At 62.5% G+C, this 19,622-nt stretch carries 16 protein-coding genes and 1 pseudogene; 3 read left to right on the plus strand and 14 right to left on the minus strand.

Annotated elements, in window-relative coordinates; translation table 11 throughout:
* Positions 1 to 38: 38 nt before the first annotated feature.
* The 9 genes from NPS46_RS14075 to NPS46_RS14115 all read right to left on the minus strand — a co-directional run bounded on the left by NPS46_RS14075 (position 39) and on the right by NPS46_RS14115 (position 10,032).
* The gene (locus NPS46_RS14075; protein ID WP_274108158.1) at positions 39 to 1,394 is read right to left on the minus strand and encodes an MFS transporter; all 1,356 of its coding nucleotides are present in this window, start codon (positions 1,392 to 1,394) and stop codon (positions 39 to 41) included.
* 84 nt (positions 1,395 to 1,478) lie between these two features.
* Complete coding sequence (locus NPS46_RS14080) at positions 1,479 to 2,720, minus strand: glutamine synthetase family protein (RefSeq protein WP_274108538.1); 1,242 nt, start codon at positions 2,718 to 2,720, stop codon at positions 1,479 to 1,481.
* 209 nt (positions 2,721 to 2,929) lie between these two features.
* On the minus strand, positions 2,930 to 3,850 hold the full coding sequence (locus NPS46_RS14085; RefSeq protein WP_274108160.1) for a CobW family GTP-binding protein: 921 nt from the start codon (positions 3,848 to 3,850) through the stop codon (positions 2,930 to 2,932).
* Positions 3,850 to 5,595 carry an amidohydrolase gene (locus NPS46_RS14090; RefSeq protein WP_274108161.1) on the minus strand — a complete coding sequence of 582 codons (1,746 nt, stop codon included), beginning with the start codon at positions 5,593 to 5,595 and terminating at the stop codon, positions 3,850 to 3,852. The genes NPS46_RS14085 and NPS46_RS14090 overlap by 1 nt, the downstream gene beginning before the upstream one ends.
* 120 nt (positions 5,596 to 5,715) lie before the next feature.
* Positions 5,716 to 6,897 carry a pyridoxal phosphate-dependent aminotransferase gene (locus tag NPS46_RS14095; RefSeq protein WP_274108163.1) on the minus strand — a complete coding sequence of 394 codons (1,182 nt, stop codon included), beginning with the start codon at positions 6,895 to 6,897 and terminating at the stop codon, positions 5,716 to 5,718.
* Positions 6,898 to 6,948: 51 nt separating this feature from the next.
* Positions 6,949 to 7,638: an ABC transporter permease gene (locus NPS46_RS14100; protein WP_274108165.1), complete on the minus strand. Its 690-nt coding sequence runs from the start codon at positions 7,636 to 7,638 to the stop codon at positions 6,949 to 6,951.
* A gap of 10 nt (positions 7,639 to 7,648) precedes the next feature.
* Complete coding sequence (locus NPS46_RS14105) at positions 7,649 to 8,362, minus strand: ABC transporter permease (RefSeq protein WP_274108167.1); 714 nt, start codon at positions 8,360 to 8,362, stop codon at positions 7,649 to 7,651.
* 42 nt (positions 8,363 to 8,404) lie between these two features.
* Entirely contained in the window at positions 8,405 to 9,178 is a 774-nt protein-coding gene (locus tag NPS46_RS14110) for a transporter substrate-binding domain-containing protein (RefSeq protein WP_274108169.1), read from the minus strand.
* A 59-nt stretch (positions 9,179 to 9,237) separates the two neighbouring features.
* Positions 9,238 to 10,032, minus strand: coding sequence for an ABC transporter ATP-binding protein (locus NPS46_RS14115; protein WP_274108170.1), 795 nt, complete (start codon positions 10,030 to 10,032; stop codon positions 9,238 to 9,240).
* A 229-nt stretch (positions 10,033 to 10,261) separates the two neighbouring features.
* Between NPS46_RS14115 and NPS46_RS14120 the strand changes: the two genes are divergently transcribed.
* Together NPS46_RS14120 and NPS46_RS14125 are read left to right on the plus strand one after the other, a co-directional pair.
* Positions 10,262 to 11,173: a LysR substrate-binding domain-containing protein gene (locus NPS46_RS14120; protein ID WP_274108171.1), complete on the plus strand. Its 912-nt coding sequence runs from the start codon at positions 10,262 to 10,264 to the stop codon at positions 11,171 to 11,173.
* A gap of 123 nt (positions 11,174 to 11,296) precedes the next feature.
* Positions 11,297 to 12,910 carry a 5-guanidino-2-oxopentanoate decarboxylase gene (locus NPS46_RS14125; protein ID WP_274108172.1) on the plus strand — a complete coding sequence of 538 codons (1,614 nt, stop codon included), beginning with the start codon at positions 11,297 to 11,299 and terminating at the stop codon, positions 12,908 to 12,910.
* On the opposite strand, the gene NPS46_RS14130 is transcribed toward NPS46_RS14125, so the two are convergent.
* Together NPS46_RS14130 and NPS46_RS14135 are read right to left on the minus strand one after the other, a co-directional pair.
* The gene (locus tag NPS46_RS14130) at positions 12,907 to 13,599 is read right to left on the minus strand and encodes a sensor histidine kinase (protein WP_274108173.1); all 693 of its coding nucleotides are present in this window, start codon (positions 13,597 to 13,599) and stop codon (positions 12,907 to 12,909) included. The two genes, NPS46_RS14125 and NPS46_RS14130, sit on opposite strands and share 4 nt — an antisense overlap.
* Complete coding sequence (locus tag NPS46_RS14135; RefSeq protein WP_274108174.1) at positions 13,596 to 15,200, minus strand: response regulator; 1,605 nt, start codon at positions 15,198 to 15,200, stop codon at positions 13,596 to 13,598. Before NPS46_RS14135 ends, NPS46_RS14130 begins: the two co-directional genes overlap by 4 nt.
* 481 nt (positions 15,201 to 15,681) lie before the next feature.
* On the opposite strand from NPS46_RS14135, the gene NPS46_RS14140 reads away from it, so the two are divergent.
* A complete protein-coding gene (locus NPS46_RS14140) occupies positions 15,682 to 16,677 on the plus strand; it encodes a cytochrome-c peroxidase (RefSeq protein ID WP_274108175.1) in 996 nt (331 codons plus the stop codon).
* Between the two features lie 201 nt (positions 16,678 to 16,878).
* Here NPS46_RS14140 and NPS46_RS25385 read toward each other — a convergent pair.
* The 3 genes and pseudogenes from NPS46_RS25385 to NPS46_RS14150 all read right to left on the minus strand — a co-directional run.
* Positions 16,879 to 17,025, minus strand: a pseudogene (locus tag NPS46_RS25385) (hypothetical protein); the annotation flags it as partial.
* A gap of 388 nt (positions 17,026 to 17,413) precedes the next feature.
* Entirely contained in the window at positions 17,414 to 18,529 is a 1,116-nt protein-coding gene (locus NPS46_RS14145; protein WP_274108176.1) for a glycosyltransferase family 4 protein, read from the minus strand.
* Entirely contained in the window at positions 18,526 to 19,620 is a 1,095-nt protein-coding gene (locus NPS46_RS14150; RefSeq protein ID WP_274108177.1) for a glycosyltransferase, read from the minus strand. The genes NPS46_RS14145 and NPS46_RS14150 overlap by 4 nt, the downstream gene beginning before the upstream one ends.
* Positions 19,621 to 19,622 lie beyond the last annotated feature (2 nt).

Raw genomic sequence — 19,622 nt, forward strand, 5'->3', positions numbered from 1 at the left:
CAGCCTATCCAGCTGCCCGTTTTTTTATGGTCTGCCGCTCAACGCGGCGGGGATTCCTCTGACGTAGCGGGCTCAGTCGCTGCCTGCGCTGGCTGCGGATCAAGCGCCTCGTCCTCGGGCGGCACGGTATTGCCGGTGCCCATCTGCTCTTGCACGTCCTGCTCATCGACCCGCGGGTCGAGCGCTGCGACCAGTGGCGAGCTGGACATGCTATCCGGCATGACCACGTGCTGCAGCGGCGCATCGTCGACCTGATGCAGATTGGTCACCGCCTTCGGCCGAATGCGCCAGACCAGCACCACCGCGAAAAAGCTCAGGAAGGCATAGAGCATCTGGCTGCCGAAGAGCTTCATCAGAACCCCGGCCGCCAGGGGCCCGATACTTGCGCCGATGCCGTAGGTCATCAGCAGCATCGCGGTCAACGATACCCGTCGGTCGCTCTCGACATGGTCATTGGAGAAAGCCACCGCCAACGGATAAAGGCAGAACTGCAACAGCGAAACAATGAACCCGACGATAAACAGCACTTCCAGCGGGACATGGCTGAAGATCGCCAACGGCAACGCCGCCACGGCCAGGCAAACCGCCACGCTGCGGATCAGCAGCGCGCGATCGTAACGATCCGACAGCCAGCCCAGCGGCCACTGCACCAGAAACCCGGCAAAGATACAGCAGCCCATAAACAGGCCGACCTGCTCGGTCGACAAGCCCTGCTGGGAGGCATAGAGCGGTGCCAGACCATAGAACGAGCCGACGATCAGCCCCGAGCCGAGTACCGTGCTCAAGGACTGGGGCACCCGCTTCATGAAAAACAGCGGCTCCAGCGGTGCCGGGCGCAAAGGCGCCGGGTGAATCCGTCGGGTCATCGCGACCGGCACCAGGCACAGCGCAAAGCACAGGGCCACGAGCATCAACAGTTCCGGGCCCAGGGCCGGATGCACCACCAGAATCAGTTGACCCAGCACCAACCCCAGGTAAGACGCGATCATATAGCCGCTAAACACCAGACCACGCTGCTTGGCCTCCGCCTGTTCGTTCAGCCAGCTCTCGATCACCATGTATTGGCACATCATGCCCAGGCCGACAATCATCCGCAGAAACAGCCAGGCCGGCAGCCAGTCCACCAGGCCGTGGCCCAGCACGGCGGCGCCGACGATCCCGGCGCAGGTCGCATAGGCCCGAATATGCCCAACCCGGGCAATCAACCGGTGCCCCAGCTTGCCACCCAGGACCAGGCCGAAGTAGTTGGCCGCCATCAATGCACCGATCCACAGCCCGTCGACGTTATCCGCCGCCAGGCGCAGGGCCAGATAGGTACTCAGCAGGCCCGAGCCGATCAACATCATCAGCGAGGCGAAATAGAGCGCTCGAAAGGATTTCCAGATTTGGCGCATCGGCGTTCCGAGCGGCTCCTTGAATGGGGTGTCGGGCTAGCGCAACGATAGCCCGACAGGGGTCTTACAGCCAGTGCCTTCGCGCTACGCCTGAGCGGCCAGCACGCGGCGTTCCCACGGGGTTATTTCATCGAAGAAGCTGGTCATTTCCATGGTCTTGGACGCGATGTAGCCCTCGATGAACTCCTTGCCAAACAGCTCCTTGGCCAGGTCACTACGTTTGAGGCGTTCGAGCGCCGCATGCAAGGTGCAGGGCAGCGACAACCCCTCTGGCACCTCGAACTCGCCCTGGATCGCCGCGGTCGGCTCCAGCTCGTGCTCGATGCCATACAGGCCGGCCGCCAGGCTGGCGGCAATGGCCAGGTAAGGGTTGGCATCAGCCCCCGGCAAGCGGTTCTCGACCCGCCGCGCCACCGGCGAACTGGCGGGAATACGCAGCCCGGCCGACCGGTTATCGTGGGACCAGCAGGCATTGTTCGGCGAAGCGAATGGATGGCACAGGCGCTGATAGGAGTTCACATTGGGGGCGAACAACGCAGTGAAGTCGGCCATGCCAGCCTGCTGCCCGCCGATAAAGTGACGGAAGGTCGCGGTCGGTTGTCCGGCATCATCGCTGAACACGTTGCGCCCGGTGCCCAGCTCGACCACGCTCTGGTGGATATGCATGGAGCTGCCCGGCGTATGGGCCAGCGGCTTGGCCATGCAGACCACGGTCAGGCCGTGCTTGAGGGCGATTTCCTTGAGCAGGTGCTTGAACAGGAAGGTCTGGTCGGCCAGCAACAGCGGATCACCGTGCAACAGGTTGATCTCGAACTGGCTGACGCCCATTTCATGCATGAAGGTATCGCGCGGCAGGCCCAAAGCCGCCATGGCCGCATAGACCTCGGCAAAGAACGGCCGCAGGCCGTTATTGGAGCTGATGCTGAAAGCCGAGTGCCCGTCCTCGCGACGCCCATCCAGCCCCACGGGTGGCTGGAATGGCTGTGTCGGGTCGGGGTTGGGGGCAAACACGAAAAACTCCAGCTCGGTCGCCACCACCGGCGCCAGGCCGCGCGCGGCATAGCGGGCAATCACCGCCTTGAGCTGGCCGCGGGTCGACAAGCGCGAACTCTCACCGCTCAGTTCATCCGCATCGCAAATTGCCAGGGCCCGTGGTTCGGCGCTCCAGGGCAGGCGGTGGATCTGGCTCGGTTCGGCCACCAGGGCCAGGTCGCCGTCATCGCTGCCGTAAAAACGCGATGGCGGGTAGCCGCCCATGATGCATTGCAGCAACACCCCACGCGCCATCTGCAAGCGCCGCCCTTCGAGGAAACCCTCGGCGGTCATCACCTTGCCCCGGGGTACGCCGTTGAGGTCCGGCGTCACGCATTCAATCTCGTCAATGCCCGTCAATCGCTCAGCGAGTGAACTGTGGCCATCGGTCGTCATGACTCAATCCTTGTTGTTGTACTAGCCGCGAACGGCGACCCGTACAAAATACGCACCAGCTGTTCAGTATTTCAAGCAGGGACGACAAGAATCGAGCGGTATTTCTTTCAATGCTGCAAATCGGCCCAACTGTCCTGCAGCCGTGATTGCAAATCGCTGCCGCGCCTGGCGATAAACACCAGTTGCACTGCATGCGTCGGTTGTTGACGGGGCGCCAGGCTGAACTGACTGCGATTGCCCACATGCTGCAGCCAGTAAGGCACCTCGCTACCCTGCAGATGGACCAGGCCCTTGAGGCGGAACACGTCCTTGGGCAAGGCAGCCAGCCACTGCCGAAATGCCTGGGGATCGAGCGGCCGTTCGCCGTTCCAGACCCAGCTTTCGAACAGTTCGTCATGGCGCGCGACCAACGGCGTCAGTTTCAAGCCTTCGACCGGACTGCGCTCGGCCAACAGTAAGGCGTCCGGCAACTGCGCCTGGACCGTCTCGAACACCCGCGCCCGCGTACCCAGTGCACTGCGAACCCGCTCCAGCTCGGCGGGGCTGACCAGGTCGGACTTGTTCAGCAGCACCAGATCAGCACAGGCCACCTGGGCTCGTGACAGCCGGGCAAACTCGCCCTCCAGTGCCGCGTAGCCAGTGGCATCGACCAGGGTAATCACCGTGTCCAGATGCAACTGCTCGCGCAGTTGCGGATAACCGAGGGTCTGGACGATCCGCTGTGGGTCGGACACGCCACTGCACTCGATCACGATGCGCTCCAGGCGCGGGCGCAGTTGGGTCAGGCCAACCAGTTGCGCCAGCAGGTCCTCCTGCACGGTGCAGCAGATGCAGCCGTTCTGCAGGCTGAAGACCGCGTCGGTCACTTCGGCGACGATGGCCGCGTCGATATTCAGCTCACCGAAATCGTTGACGATCACCGCCGTACGCCCGCTCTCGGCATGCTGCACCAGGCGGTTCAGCAGCGTGGTCTTGCCGGAACCGAGAAACCCTGCGATCACCGTCACCGCAATACTGGACGTGCTCATCAGACCTGCCCCTCGATGACCGGCGGCTCGCCCTGCCACACCGCTTGCAACGGCGTATCGGCGAACTGGCCGAGGCGGTCGTAGACCGGCCGCCCTTCGACAAAGGTCAATTGCACCTGGGTGCGATGGATGTAGTTGCGCGCCGGGGCGGCGAACAGGTCACGGTCCAGCACCACGAAATCCGCCGACTTGCCGACCTCCAGGCTGCCGGTCAGGTGCTCCAGGCCCATGGCATGGGCGCCGTTGAGCGTGGCGACCTGCAAGGCCTGTTCCAGGGTGATCGGTTCACCAAAGCAGTCCGGCTCCTGGTTCCACGGATTCTGCCGGGTGACCATGGTTTCCAGGGCCAGCCACGGGTCGATGGAAGCCACCGGCCAGTCCGTCCCCATCACCGCTATACCGCCGGCGGCGAGTACGCCCTTGAAGTCGTAGATGCGCTTGAGCCGCTCTTTGCCATAGCCCGAACGCGCGCCACTGGCGAAAGGCGTCGGGTACCAGGCCGCCGGGGAGAATTCGGCAATTACGTCCAACTCGCGAAAACGCTTGAGATTACCCGGGTGCAACAGCGTGCTATGGGCGCATTGATGGCGGATACCGCTGAACCCGTTACGCCGCCGCGCCTCGGCAACGGCATCGAGAAACACGTCCGAGGCGCCGTCGCCGGTGCAGTGGGCAATCACCCGCAGACCACGGCGATCCATATCCACCACCATGTCGGTGATATGTTCCGGGGTCAGGTTGAGCTTGCCGCGCCAGCTCGACTCCTGCGGCCAGGGGGTCAGCAGATAGGATGATTTGGGCTCGACAGTCCCGTCGAAATGAAACTTCACCGCGTTGGCATTCAAGCGGGCGCTGCGATAGTAATGCCGCTCGCCACTGAGCAGCTCCCAACGCCGGCGCACCGGGAAGATATCGTCCTGCCAACTGATGGCGGCCTCGACCCGCAGGGTCAGCTCGCCCGCGTCATCGAGTTCCTTGAGCGCTTCCAGGCGCCGTTCGCACACATGCACGTACTTGGTCGCCGTCACGCCCCGCGAGGTCTGGAAATGCACGCCATCGCGGTACGCCCGACGCAGCACCGCGACCGGCGTCGGTGGCATGGCCGCATGGATCAGGGCATAAGCGCCGTCGATCAACAGGCCATTGGGCTCGCCGGTCAGTTCGTCACGTTCCAGATAGCCATTGCGCGGGTCAGCGGTATGGCGGTCGAGGCCGGCCAATTCCAAGGCCTTGGAGTTGACCATCATGGTCCCCCACATGCGGTCGAGCAGGGCCACCGGACGATCCGGCATTACGCTGTCGAGCCATTCGCGCCCGGGGGTCAGGCCGGCTTCGCGAAAGGTATAGCGCACCCAGTACTGGCCGTAGATCCAGCCATCGCCAGGGTGCGAGTCGGCATAGGCATGGATCGCCGCCGCCAACTGCTCGGGTGTCGGGTCTTCGATGCCGACATCCAGGTCATCGCTGTAGCGCGGGGCCAGGGCCAGGTCCGGGTGGGTGTGCATGTCGTGCAGGCCGGGCATGCAAAAGGCCCCTTCCAGATCATGCTGGCGGGTCTGCGGGCCGATCAGCGCCTGCAGCGTCTCCAGGCGGCCAACCCCGATCAGGCGCCCCGCTCGGATCGCCACGGCCTCGGCCCAGGGCTGGGCAACGTCGAGGGTATAGAAGCGGCCGTTGTGCAGGACCAGGTCGGCGTAAGGGGCGACCTCGGAGTGGGTGGAATTGAACTGGTCGGAATCGGTCACGGGGTACACCTCTTGATCTGCGCCTGAAGCCATATCCAGGCATGGAGCGCCCGCTCGACCGGGAGGCAGTCCCGGTCGATGGCGTCACCGGACGGGCCGGTGGTTAAGAAAAATGCGGTCTCAGCGCGGGCTGGACAACGACTCGACAAAGCCGGCAATCCGTTTGCAGGCCTCTTTCAGGTCGTCATCGGCGACCGTGAAGGAGATCCGCACAAACCCCTCGGCACTGGCGCCGAACGCCTGGGCGTCGAGGACCGATACACCGGTCTGGCGAAACAGCTGCCAGGCAAAGTCCATGCTCGACAAGCCGGTGCGGCGCACATCGACCAACATGAACATGCCCGCCTCGGGCGTACGGCAATCGAGTTCGGCTACCTGACCCAGGCCGGCCACCACCAAATCGCGCCGGCGCCGATAGAGCTCGCGGGCCTGGCCGACAATTTCATCGTCCAGTTCCAGGGCCTTCAAGGCCGCCTCCTGGATAAAGCCCGGCAGGCCGTAGAGCATGCACAGCAGCAGGTTGTCCAGGTGACCGACCAGTGTCGGCGGCGCCACAACCCAGCCCACCCGCCAGCCGGTCATGGCATGGGATTTGGACAGACTGTTGAGGATCACCGTGCGCTCAGCCATACCCGGCAGGGTCGCGATGCTCAGATGCGTGCGGTCATAGGTGATCTGGCCGTAGACCTCATCGGAAATCACCCACAGATCATGCCGCCGCGCCACATCGGCCACCGCTTCCAGCTCTTCGCGGCTGTAGACATTGCCGGTCGGGTTGCACGGTGTGGCCAGGGCGATCCCGCGGGTCTTGTCGGTAATGGCGGCCTCAAGCGCCGCGGCCGTCAGCCGGAAGCCATTGGCCGCCGGTTGCTCGATGGTGGCGATGCGCGCGCCGCTGGCGTGGATGCAGGCTTCGTAGGTCAGGTACATCGGCTCCGGCACCAGCACCTCATCGCCTTGCTGGAACAGGCACAACGCAGTGGCGAACAACCCGTTCTGGGCACCGGCGACCAGGGCCACCTGCTCGGCGCCGATCGGCAAGCCCAGCAGAGCCGTTTGTTTGGCGGCAATCGCTTCGCGCAGCAAGGGGCGACCCAGCACATGGGTGTAATGCGTGTCGCCAGCACGAAGTGCGAGCACCGCTGCATCGCAGATCGCCTTGTCGGTGGCGAAGTCCGGATCGCCAACGCTCAGCACAATCACGTCTTCGCCACGCCCACGGGCGTCGACCGCCGCGTAGTGAATATCCCAGGCGCTGACCGAGTCGCCGCTGATGCGCTCGACAAAAGATGAATAACGCATTCTGTTCTCCTCGCCGGCCAACACCGCCGGCTTTGACTAATGGGGGCTCGCTCAGGCCGTGCGCTGGGGCGTCTTGCCCAGCCGCGAGCAGCCGTACTCGATCACGAAGGCCAGCACGATATAAATCAGCGCGACCGCGAGCAGTGGCTCATAGACTTTCAGGGTCTGGGCCCGCACCAGGTTGGCCGCGCCCAGCAGGTCCGTCACCGCCACGGTGGAGGCCAGCGCAGTGGCCTTGAGCAGCAATACGCACTCGCCTACCAGGGTCGGGCGTGACAACTGCAGGGCACGCGGCAACCAGACCCGGCGCAGCACCATGAAGCGCTTCATGCCATAGGCCCGCGCCGCTTCCAGCTCGCCCTTGGGCACTGCCCTCAGGCCGCCGCGCAGCACTTCGCCGACATAGGCGCCGACACACAGGATCAGTGCCAGGGCCACGTACCAGAAGCCGTCGCGCAGGTAGGGCCAGAGGAAGCTGCCGCGAATCGGCGGGTAGCTCGCAAAGAGGCTGCCCACGCCGTAGTAAAGGATGTAGATCTGCACCAGCAGCGGCGTACCGCGAAACACGCTGGTAAAGGCGCGCAATGGCGCGCTGATCAGGGGGTTGCGCGACAACCGCCCCAACGCCACCAGTACTGCCAGGATAAAACCGAAGAAGCCGGACAACAGGAGCAGCTTCAACGTGATGCCGAGCCCGTGCAGCAACTCGCCGGCAAAACTATTGATCCAGGAAAAATCCATGACCCGCTCCTCAGTGCTGTGGCAGCCAGCGATTGATGCGTCGTTCCAGCAGGCGCCAGGCGCCATTGGAGAGCAGCGTGATAATGAAGTAGAACGCCGCCACCGCGAGGTAGAACACCAGATAATGCTTGGTCGAACCGGCGGCCTGCTTGCCCACCGACAACAGCTCGCTGTAACCGACGATGCTGATCAGCGCACTGTCCTTGACCAGCACCAGCCACAGGTTCGACAAACCGGCCAAGGCGAAGGGCAGCATGCTCGGCAGAATCATCCGGCGCAGCAGCAGCCAGCGTTCGATCCCGAACGAGCGCGCCGCCTCGATCTGGCCGTGGGGAATGGCCAGGATCGCGCCGCGCAGAATCTCCGCCGAATAAGCCCCCTGGACAATGCCCAGCACCAGCACTGCCGCGGCAAAACCATTGACCGTAATGCTTGGTCGACCCAGGGCGGCCATCAGCATATTGAGCAGGTCGGTACCGGCGTAATACAGCAGCAGGATCAACAACAGCTCCGGCACCGCGCGATACAGGGTGGTGTAGAGATTGGCCAGACGCACCAGCCAGCGCGGCCCGCGGAGTTTGATCAGCGCCACCACCAGGCCGATACTCAAGCCCAGCACAAAGGCGCCGGCAGAGATCTGCAGGGTGACCAGGGCCCCGTGCGCCAGGGCATCGAGCCAGCCGTCGGCGACGAACAGCTGGGTTACTTCGGACAGAGAAATCATCGCGTATCCCGTCGAGAAATGAAGCGCGGCTGACCGCGCGGCTTACTGGGCAGAGATATCGACGCTGAAGTAACGGCTGCGAATCTTGTCGTAGGTGCCATCGGCCTTGATCGAGGCCAGTGCGCTGTCGATCCGCTCCTTGAGCGCCGTGTCACCTTTACGCAGGGCCGCACCGATGCCGGAACCGAACAGCGGATCGTTCGGCGCCAGGCCCTTGTCAGCCAGGCCGGCACCGGCTGCGCTCTTGAGGATCGGTTCAACGGTCAGGGCATCGGCGAGCATCACGTCGATCCGCCCGCTTTGCAGGTCGGCAATCATGTCGTCCTGGGTGTTGTAGTAGCGCAGGGTCGAGCCCTTGGCGTAGTACTGCTTGGCGAACGTGGCATTGGAGGTCGAACCCTGCACGCCGATCAGCTTGCCCTTGAGGCCTTCGGGGGTGGTCACCAGTTCCAGGCTCTGGTCGGCGACCCACATGGCCGGGGTCTGGTAGTAAGGCTTGGAGAAGGCGATGACTTTCTCGCGCTCCTCGGTGATGCTCAAGGAATTGAGGATCACGTCGATCTGGCTCGATTGCAGGGCCGGGATCAAGCCGTCCCAGGACACTTCCTTGAGAGGGCATTCGGCTTGCAGGCGCTCGCACAGCGCCTTGATCAGTTCCGGCTCGAAACCATCCCAGGTGCCGGTGCCGCTTTTCATCGAGAACGGTGGATAGGGTTCCAGGGCGATCCCGAAGACGATTTTATCCTGGGCCACGGCATGGCCGGCCAGCATGGCGAACAAGCAACCACCCGCGAACATTTTCAGAAGCTGATGCATGGCATTCCCCTTTTCGGTTTTATTGTTGTGGTGCCCACCGTGGCGATGGGCGACGCGCTTTAGACGCGGTTTTCCTGGGCCATTACAAACTGCCGGCAGCGCTCGCTGACCGGGTCGAGAAACACCTGTTGTGGCGTCCCCTCTTCTTCCACCCGTCCCTGGTGGAGGAACAGCACCTTGCTCGAAACGTCCTTGGCAAACGCCATTTCATGGGTGACCAGAATCATGGTCCGGCCTTCCTCGGCGATCCCCTGGATCACTTTCAGCACCTCGCCCACCAGTTCCGGGTCCAGGGCCGACGTCGGCTCATCCATCAGCAACACTTGCGGGCGCATCGCTAGCGCCCGGGCAATTGCCACTCGCTGCTGTTGGCCACCGGAAAGAAACGACGGGAATGCATTGCGCTTGTCGGCCAGGCCGACTTTTTCCAGCAAGTGCTCGGCATGGACAATGGCGTCCTTGCGGTCTTCGCCCAGCACGTAGACCGGCGCCTCGATCACGTTTTCCAGCACCGTGCGATGGGGCCACAGATTGAAGCTCTGGAACACCATGCTCAAGCGGGTACGCAGGCGCGCCACCTGATCGGCGTCGGCAATCTGCGGGTTGCCCAGGCGGTCGTGCTTGAGACGCACTTGCTCGCCATTGATGCGCAGGCTGCCGCTGCAGGGAATCTCCAACAGGTTGATGCAGCGCAACAGGGTACTTTTACCCGAGCCACTGGAGCCGATCAGCGAGACCACTTCCCCTTCATTGGCCCGCAGGCTGATGCCCTTGAGGACATGGTGATCACCGTAGCGCTTGTGCAGGTCATCGATGGCCACGACGGGCGTGGTGGAGCCGGGCTGTAATTCCAAGGGTGGACCCTCTGTTCTTGTGGCGGTAGCGGACGGCGCGGGGCAACCGTGCCGGAGACCGAGAATTAGCTACTGGCGTTTTGGGGTCAATCGAGCTTTTTTCGTACGACTCGGTAATTTAATTCAACGATGGCCGATGGATTGAACCGCGCCTGGCGCTAGGTCTGGACCGCAATTGCGGCTATTGTGCCGAGGGTCTTTTCACACCTTGCAACAGTGATCTTCGCCTATGCGCTTCCCCACCATGACCGCCCTGCGGGCGCTGGATGCGGTGGCCCGGCTCGGTAGCGTCGCCGATGCGGCCAGCGAGCTGAGCCTGACCCCCAGCGCCATCAGCCACCAGCTCAAGAGCCTGGAGCAGATCCTTGGCTTCACCCTGACCGAGCGGGTCGGGCGCGGCATCCGCATCACCTATCAGGGCGAGTGCTATGCCCGGGATATCCACCAGTTGCTGGCCAATATCCTCGAAGCCGGCCAGCGCTTCGATGGCCAGCAGGTCAGTGGCCGGCTGTGCATCAGCAGCCCGGCGGGGTTTGCCACCTACTGGCTGTGTACCCATATCGCCGAGTTTCAGAACCTGTATCCCCAGGTCGAGCTGAACCTGATTTCACCGCGCACGCCCAGCGACACCAGTGACAGCAACGCCGATGTGTTTATCGCCTACGGCATGGGCGACTGGCCCAACCAGCACGTACGCAAGATCGTTTCGCTGCGCTTCTTCCCGGTTTGCAGCCCGCGCCTGGCCCATGCCATGGGCGGCCTGAAGCAGGCCCACGATCTGCAGGGCGCGACGCTGCTGCACATGATCGATCACTCCGACTGGCGGGTCTGGCTGGCCGCCGCCGGGGCGCCCAATGTCGAAGTGCGGCGCGGTATCGTGTTTGCCGACGCGCACTTTGTACAGTCGGCGTGCATCGCCAGCCAGGGCATTGCCATGGGCGACAACCTGATCAGCGGCGAGGCCCTGGCCAAGGGCTTGCTGGTGCAGCCCTTCGAGACCGAGATCGAATCCAACCGTGGCTACTACCTGATCGCCGATCACCAGAAAGCCGAACGGCCGGTCGTCCAGGCCTTCAGCGAATGGCTGCACACCCAGCTGGGCAGCATCGAGCGACCGGTACGGCGAGTGGGCAAAGCGTGAATTTTTTTACTCAATGAAGGGAAATCTTTTCGATTGTCCGGCGTGCTTACCGCGCACTAACGTGATCTGACGCGTGCCCGCCCCTGGCGTGGGCCCCACACAAAAACAATAAGGAGCAGTCCCATGAGCACCTGTGCGCAGTCGCTGGTTCGCCTGCTGGAAGGTTATGGCGTCGACACCGTGTTCGGCATTCCCGGCGTGCATACCGTCGAGCTCTACCGGGGCCTGCACGGCAGCCGGCTGCGCCATGTCAGCCCGCGTCACGAACAGGGGGCCGGCTTTATGGCCGACGGTTACGCACGGGCCAGCGGCAAGCCGGGGGTGTGCTTTATCATCACCGGCCCCGGCATGACCAATATCCTGACCGCCATGGGCCAGGCCTACGCCGACTCCGTGCCGATGCTGGTGATTTCCACCACCAGTCGCCGCCAGCATTTACGCCTGGGCCACGGCCATCTGCATGAACTACCCGACCAGCGCGCCATGGTCGCGGGCGTCTGCGCGTTCAGCCATACCCTGCAATCGCCGCAAGAGCTACCGGAACTCCTGGCCCGCGCCTTTGCCCTGTTCAAATGTGCTCGCCCGCGCCCGGTGCATATCGAAATCCCGCTGGACGTGCTGGACATGCCCGCCCTGGACCTCAACCTGATGCCGCGCAGCCTGCCGGCCGCGCCGGCCCCGGCCCCCGCCGCGATCCAGGCGGCGCTGGCCTTGCTGGGTGAAGCCCGGCGCCCGCTGATTCTCGCCGGCGGCGGCGCTCGCGGGTGTGCCGAGGTGCTGCGTGCCCTGGCTGAACGCTTGCAAGCGCCCGTGGCCCTGACCACCAACGCCCGGGGCCTGCTGCCTATGGGCCATGCGCTGCTGCTCGACGGCGTGCAGTCCGCGGCCCATGGCCGGGCGCTGTTCGATGAGGCCGATGTGGTGCTGGCGGTAGGCACCGAACTGGGCGAAACCGATTACGACTTCTTTGGCCTCGGCCCGCTGCAATTCAAGGGCGCGCTGATTCGCCTGGATATCGACCCGATGCAGGTCATGGGCCTGCAACGCGCTCATGTGGCGCTGGTGGGCGACGCCCGCGAAGGCCTACAGGCCTTGCTCGAACACAGCGGCACGCAGGTCGAGCGCGGGAACTGGGCGGTGGCCAGCGTGCAGCGCGCCAACCGCGCCGAGCGCGAGAGCTGGAACCCTCGCCAGCACGGCTTGCAGGGGTTGCTCGAATTGATTCGCGACAGCCTGGTAGACCCGCTGATCGTCGGCGATTCCACCCAGCCGGTGTACCAGGGCGCGCTGGGCTACCAGGCACCGCAGCCGGCCAGTTGGTTCAACGCCGGCACCGGCTACGGCACCCTCGGCTACGGCCTGCCCGCCGCCATGGGCGCACGCCTGGCCCAACCCCAAAGGCCGGTCGTGGCCCTGGTCGGCGATGGTGGCCTGCAGTTCTCCAGCAGCGAGTTGATTGCGGCCAGGGAAGCCGAGATTGGCGTGATTCTGCTGGTGTGGAACAACCAGTGTTATGGGGAAATCCGCGACTACATGCACGCTCGCGATATCGAGCCGCTGGGGGTCGATATCCTCACGCCGGACTTCGAGGCCCTGGCCCGCAGTTGCCACGTCGAGCACTGCCGTGCCGCGACCCCGGCGCAGTTGCGCGAGCAATTGCTGGCCCATACCGATCTGCGCCAGCCGGTGGTGATCGAAGTGGATGCCACGAGCTACCTGGCCGCGAGCGCCGCCTAAGGCAGATAGAGACGGAACAGGCCCCCGCCCAGGGGGCCGCCGTTATCGATTGCGACATGCCCGCAAACCCCGTTGCGCTGGTGCAGCGCCGCGATCCGCGCAGCAAAGTACAAGCCCAGGCCGGTGCTGCCGCTGCTCTGGTTGATGCCCTGCACATACTCGCCCTGGCGCGCGATCATCGCCACCGGATAACCAGCGCCATCATCGTTGACGGTCAGCACCAGTTGCTCGTTCTCCTCGTCCACACTGACCAGTACTTCCTGGCGGGCATAGCGGACCACGTTGTTAAGGATATTGGCGACCACCGAGGCGATCAGTTCACGGTCGAAAAACCCCAACGCGGCGAAGTCACCGACCTCATAGCGGGCCACGATGCCACGGCTGGCGAAGACATCTGCCTGGCAGGCCAACTGCGCTTCGAGAAAGTCATCCAGCTCGTGGTAGTCGGGCTGCAGCGGCAACTGGTCGACGCCCAGTTTGTAGAGCCCCAGCAATTGCACCAACATACCGTTGAGGTGGGCAAACTCGTACTCGATCACGCCATGCTCCGGCGCCGTACGCTGGGCCTCGGACAAGTGCGTCAACCACCGGTTGTGCGCCTGCATCAGCATCGCCAGGGAGTTCTTCATGTCATGCACGGTGGAGGCAATCACCAGGGAAAAGTCGAGCCCCTTGTCCTGTTCGTTCATTCGCCAAACGCCTTGATTCGCAGCTTCTGATAGCGGGGATGACGCGGGTCGCTTTCGGGCATCTTGCCAACGGTTTTCAGGCAGGCCTGGCACTCTTCGAGCAAGGCCACGTCGACCGCCGGGTCAATGCCGTGCAACAGCGACTGCGCCATATTCAGGGCAATACTGATGTTCTTCGGTTGCAACGCCAGGGCCCGACGAAACAGATCGCGGGCCTCGTTCAAAGTGCCAGCCTTGTAGCTGCGTACACCCTGGCGATTGAGGTCGGCAGCGATATGGCCGGAATTGAGAATCGCCGGATCGTCGGTCAGCTTGGCGATGCCCTTCATGACACTGGGGTCGTCGCCGTAGATTTCCGCACAGTTTTTCAGCACCGTGGTGCCCGCATCCGCATGCCCCAACTGCTGCAACTGTTTGGCCACCAGCAGCGCCGCTTCGGCACTCATGAACTGGTCCATGCCTTCCAGGCGACTCATGGCCTGTTCGGTCAGCTTCTCGGCCGTCTCGGCGTCGTTGAGCAGCAAGCTGGTGGCCTTCATCAAACGGGCACGGACTTGCAGCCCCTGGTCGTTGCCGTTTTCCTTGGCCACGGCGCTCAGCGTCTGGTTGATCTCCAGCCGCGTGCGAGTATCCAGGCCACGCTCACTGCCTTTGCTGATCAAGGCCTGGGCCAGGCCAAGGCCGCTTTCCGGATCCTTGAAACGCGACTGCTGTCCCTGCAACACCGCCTGGCGATAAGCCTTGGAAGCGCCCTCGAAATCTTCGTTGGCCAGCGCCAGCTTGCCCAGCAACGATTGGCGGCGCACCGCCAGCGGGGAAATGCGCACGGCCTCTTCCAGGACACTCTGGGCGCTCTTGGTTTCGCCTTGGGCGACCAGTACATCCGCCAGGCCGTCATACAGCGCCGGCATCATCGGGAAGGCCTTCAGTGCGGTTTCATAGAGCGTGCGTGCTTCCACGACCTGGCCGCGCTTGAACAGCAGCCGGCCGAGCGCCGCGTAGGCCCAGGGCAAGGGACGGTCCGCGAGGATGGTCTTGAGGAAGCGCTCCAGGGTTTCGTGCTGGTTCAAGTCACGCAGGGCATCGGCGCGAAAGCGCAGGCACAGGGGCGCAAAGCGTTTGTCCTGCTGGGTCAGGCTGGCGCAGGCGGCCAGCACCTCAGCCGGCTTGCCACGGTCAAGCGCTTGCAGAATGGGCTTGAGCAGGTTCTTGCGCTGCACCAGCTTTTCCAGGCGCTGGGCCAGGCCGATGCGGTTGAACGGCTTGGTCAGGTAGGCGTCCGGCTCATGCTCCAGGGCACTGAGGACCATGGCCTGGCTGCTTTCGGCGGTGACCATGACAAAGATGCTTTCATGGCTGATGAGCTTGTCGACCATCAGGTCTTCGAGTACCTGCTGGCCGTTCTTCTTGCCGTCGCCCAGGTGAAAATCCTGGAGGATCACGTCATAGCGTTTCTGCGCGCACATGCGCAACGCCTGCTCACCGCTGTCGGCGGTGTCCACTTCCTTGACCCCCAGCTCACGCAGCATGGAGCGAACCGAACTACGGAAATCGGAGAAATCATCGACGATGAGAAAACTTCTTTGGTTGTACGCCAGCATCGTGATTCCTGTCATGGAGAAGTAAGAAGATGAGCCCAAAGGCAAATGCAGGGACGGGTCCAGCTTCGCTATCCATTTTGGCGCGCCGATAATAACTAGCGGCCATAGGCTATCAAGCAAATTTACACAAACCGAGCACTCTTCACGCCCGCCGTCTATTTCAAGGGCGTCCAGGGCACTCGGGAGTCGCAAGACGGCCGGAAAACCACGGCAAGCCCCCAAGCCCCCTCGCCCTTGCAGGGCGCCTGAGGGCCTGTTCCGCTCGCTCCATCGAGGCGGTCATTGAATCTGTTGCCCAGGCTATCGGCCGCACTTCGCCAAACTTGTCCCGATCCGGCAATTGTTGCGCAATAGCCACGGCCCACCACCAGGCTGACCCAGCAAAAGCGGGATCATGCACAGGCTCCCTTGACCTGCATCACTGAGCTATTTCCCTACATCACGCATGGTTAAGAAAAATCATAACCCTAGGGGATAAGCCGTGATCAGATCGTTGGTAGTCATCGTTGGCCTGATGTCAGGGGCACAGGCATGGGCCACCGTGCCGAGCAATGAACCCATTACGCCGGTAAAGCCGGCCGTCATTACCAACCCGGCCAAGGTGGAGCTGGGGAAAAAGCTGTTTTTCGATCCACGACTGTCCAAATCGGGGTTTATCTCCTGCAACTCCTGCCACAACCTGAGCATGGGCGGCAGCGATAACCTGCCGACCTCCATCGGGCACAACTGGCATGAAGGGCCGATCAACTCGCCGACCGTCCTCAACTCCAGCATGAACATCGTCCAGTTCTGGGATGGCCGTGCCGCCACGCTCAAGGAGCAGGCAGGCGGACCGATTGCCAACCCGGGAGAAATGGGCTTCACCCACGATCTGGCGGCCGACGTCCTGCGCTCCATCCCCCAATACCGCGAGGCCTTCAAGGCGGTCTATGGCAACGACAACGTCAATATCGATGAAATCACCGATGCCCTGGCCGCGTTCGAAGAAACCCTGGTCACCCCCAATGCGCCCTTTGACCGCTGGCTCAAGGGCGACAAAAGCGCCATCAGCCCAACGGCCCTGAAAGGCTACGAGCTGTTCAAAAACACTGGCTGTGTGGCCTGCCATAACGGCGAGGCGGTGGGCGGCAACTCGATGCAAAAAATGGGCTTGGTCGAACCCTACGTCACCAAGAACCCTGCCGAGGGCATTGCCGGCCTGACGGGCAAGGATGCCGACCGCATGCGCTTCAAAGTGCCAACCTTGCGCAACGTCGAGCTGACCTACCCCTACTTCCACGACGGGGCGTACTGGAAACTCGAAGACGCGGTGGACGTGATGGCCCGCCTGCAACTGGGGCGCAAGCTGAACCACGAGGAAGTCGGCCAGATCGTCGCATTCCTCAAAACCCTGACCGGCGATCAGCCTGACTTCAAACTACCGATCCTGCCGCCATCGTCGACAGACACCCCGCACCCGGTGCCGTTCGGCAAGTAACCCCCGAAGATCAATGCCCAACAACTGCAGGGGCGAGCGAGACTCGCTCCTGCAAGGCATCACGCACACCATCAACATCCAGCCCTGCAACGTCCCCTCGCCTTACTTAGCGTCGTCGCCGAACACGCTGAGCTGCACTTTTTGCGCGTCCACGAACTTGCGTCGCGCATGGGGCATGCACGCCAGTCGCTCCACACCCGCCATAACTTCAATGCGCGGCAGCTCAGCCGACAACGGCTGGCGTTTGCCGCGGAGTGGTGTCGGCTTAACAACTTCTTCATCTGCGGCGCCCACTAGCGGCATAGGCTCGCTTTCGGGTTCGTTAAAAAGCGCCAGTTGCGGCGTATCTATCCAGCTCGACCAAGGCCGCGAGGCCGCCGATGGACTTTCGCAATCCCACCGGCTGGGGGTAGAGCTACACTTTTTCGACTTTGGCGTCGAGACGCATCATGGCGGGGCTGGCTCCAGAAAGAGATCGAGAGCACTGCATCGGGGATCAAATTCAGGCTTGGAATGTGGGGATCATGGCAGACGACGCCTTCGAGTGTCGCCGGCGTCATATAAACCCCGCAAAGGGCAACGATCTTTCGAAAATACGAAAACCGTAAAAGCCCAACCGATATGGCAGGGAGCGGATGGTTGGTCAAATCGAGTTTCCGGCAGCGACCAAAGCGTATTGCTTCACTGAAATGAAATCGCGTAGAGAAACCAAAATATGCATTGTTAGATCAGCCTCTCAACGACCTTGCACCAGCTCACGGTAGAGGGTGATGTAGTCGGTCACCATACGGTCAGCTGTGAAGTATTTCCAGTAACGCTCTTCTGCTTGCAGTCCCAAAATACGCGCATCTTCCGGGTGCTCCCATAGGTATTGCATCGCGCCTCTTAGGGCCGCCGGATCGCCCGGCGGCATAACTAGTCCAGTTTCACCAGAGATATTGATAAAGGTCGTACCTGTACCTATCTCGCTGGAAATCATCGGTTTCCCATACATCGCGCCTTCCAGCAACGAGATACCAAACGCCTCCGAACGCAGGTGCGAGGGAAACACCACCGCGTAACTGAGCTCCAGCAGCGCCACCTTGTCGCTCTCTGGCAACTGGCCGAAGAAGTGCACGTTACTCAGCCGCAGGGAGCGAGCCTGCTCTTTGAGTTCGTCCTCGATCGGCCCTGCACCGACGATAACAATCGGAAACTCGGTCCCCTTGGCGGCTTCCATCAGGATGTGCAGGCCTTTGTAGTAACGCAGCACACCGACGAACAGAAAAAACTTGGGCCCCACTTTCTCACGCCAGCGGCTCAGCGTTTGCGGGTCAGCCTTGGGGTAGGTTTCACGGTCCAGGCCAATGGGAATCACCGACACCTTGTCGCGGTAGCGCGCCAACACCTGGCTGGTGGCCAGGTAGTTGGGCGAGGTGGCGACGATGCGGTCGACGTCATTCAAGAACAAGTGCTTGAGCGGGCGGTAGAGTTTCAGCAAATGCTTCTGACGAATGATGTCCGAGTGATACGTCACCACCGTCGGCTTGTTGATCCGGGTGAGGAAATGCACCAGATCCATAAACGGCCACGGGAAGTGGTAGTGAATCACGTCAGCCCGGCGGGCCAGTTGGAAGAAGCGCAAGAGCGCCGAAATCGAGAAGCCGGTGGAGGCAATCTGCACATCCATCCTAGCGTGATGCACCAGGTAACCACCCGCATCCACCGTGCGCGGCGCGTTTTTGCTGGTCAACGACAGCACGTCCGTTTGCACGCCTTGCTTGGCAGCACCCAGACCGATCTGGTGAATAACCTGCTCGATTCCACCCATCGAGCCAGGCACCGAGGTTTTATAAAAATGAAGTACTTTCATGAGTTCCGAACAACCGCCTCCATGCGTTCTACAAAGGTTCTTTTCGAGAATTTTTGGGCCTGCCACTCGCACGCGCCACGCATGGCCAGTGCTCGGGCAGGGCTCAAGGTGCCGATGGCCTCGCGCAGCGACGCCACGTTCAATTCAGACGCCAGCAACAGGCCCGTTTCGCCGTCCACCACGGTTTCCAGCAAACCGCCTTCACGCACACCGATCACCGGTTTTCCGGCCGCCATGGCTTCCACCGGCGACATGCCGAAATCTTCATCAGTCGGCACATAGATCGCTGCCCGGGCGCCGCCCACGCAGGCGCGTAGGCTGGCTTCGTCCTGCCAGCCGGTGAAACGGATATTCGGCGCACCGGCGGCCATTTGCCGCAAGCGCAGCTCGTCACGACCGCCGGAGGCGATCACCAGGTGCTGATCGGGCAGGCCGAGAAAGGCCTGGATAATAGTATCCACGCGTTTGTGTGCTTCCAGCCTGGCCAGGGAGACGAAGTAATCGCCCTGCTCAGTCCATATGAAACGTTCGGTATCCACCGGCGGGTGAATCACCTGCGACTCCAACCCAACGTGCAGGCGTAAGCGCTGACGCACATTTTCCGAGTTGCTAATCACACAATCCATTTGTGCCAACGCATCTTCGTAGCGCCGTTGCAACGCACCAAAGGCCACTACCGCCAGCGGGCGCAACGGGGCGGCAAAACGCTGTAGATAACGCTCGCGCCAGTCATAGATATAGCGCGGCGGCGTGTGGCAGTAATAAATCCGCTTACCGCTGATCTGGTTGTGCACCGCCAGGGGCGCGTACAGGCCGCTGTAAATCACCGTCTGCGCGTCACGCAGAAAACTGGTGCGCGAGGTAAAGCAGGCCAGCGCCTCGGCCACACGCGGCAACGCACCGGTGCTGGCCGAGCCCAGGCAACGCAAGCCCTCAGCGCCCAAGGCCTGCTCCGCCGCCAGATAACGCGCCTGCTCAAATACTCGCGATACTACCAACTGATAACCCGGCAAGCCCTGGGTCAGGTCAATGGACAAGCGCTCCGCGCCACCGCTGACCTGCAAATAATCGTAGAGAACGTAGTGACTCATCG

The sequence above is a fragment of the Pseudomonas putida genome (assembly GCF_028682395.1).
GTDB lineage: Bacteria > Pseudomonadota > Gammaproteobacteria > Pseudomonadales > Pseudomonadaceae > Aquipseudomonas > Aquipseudomonas putida_AB.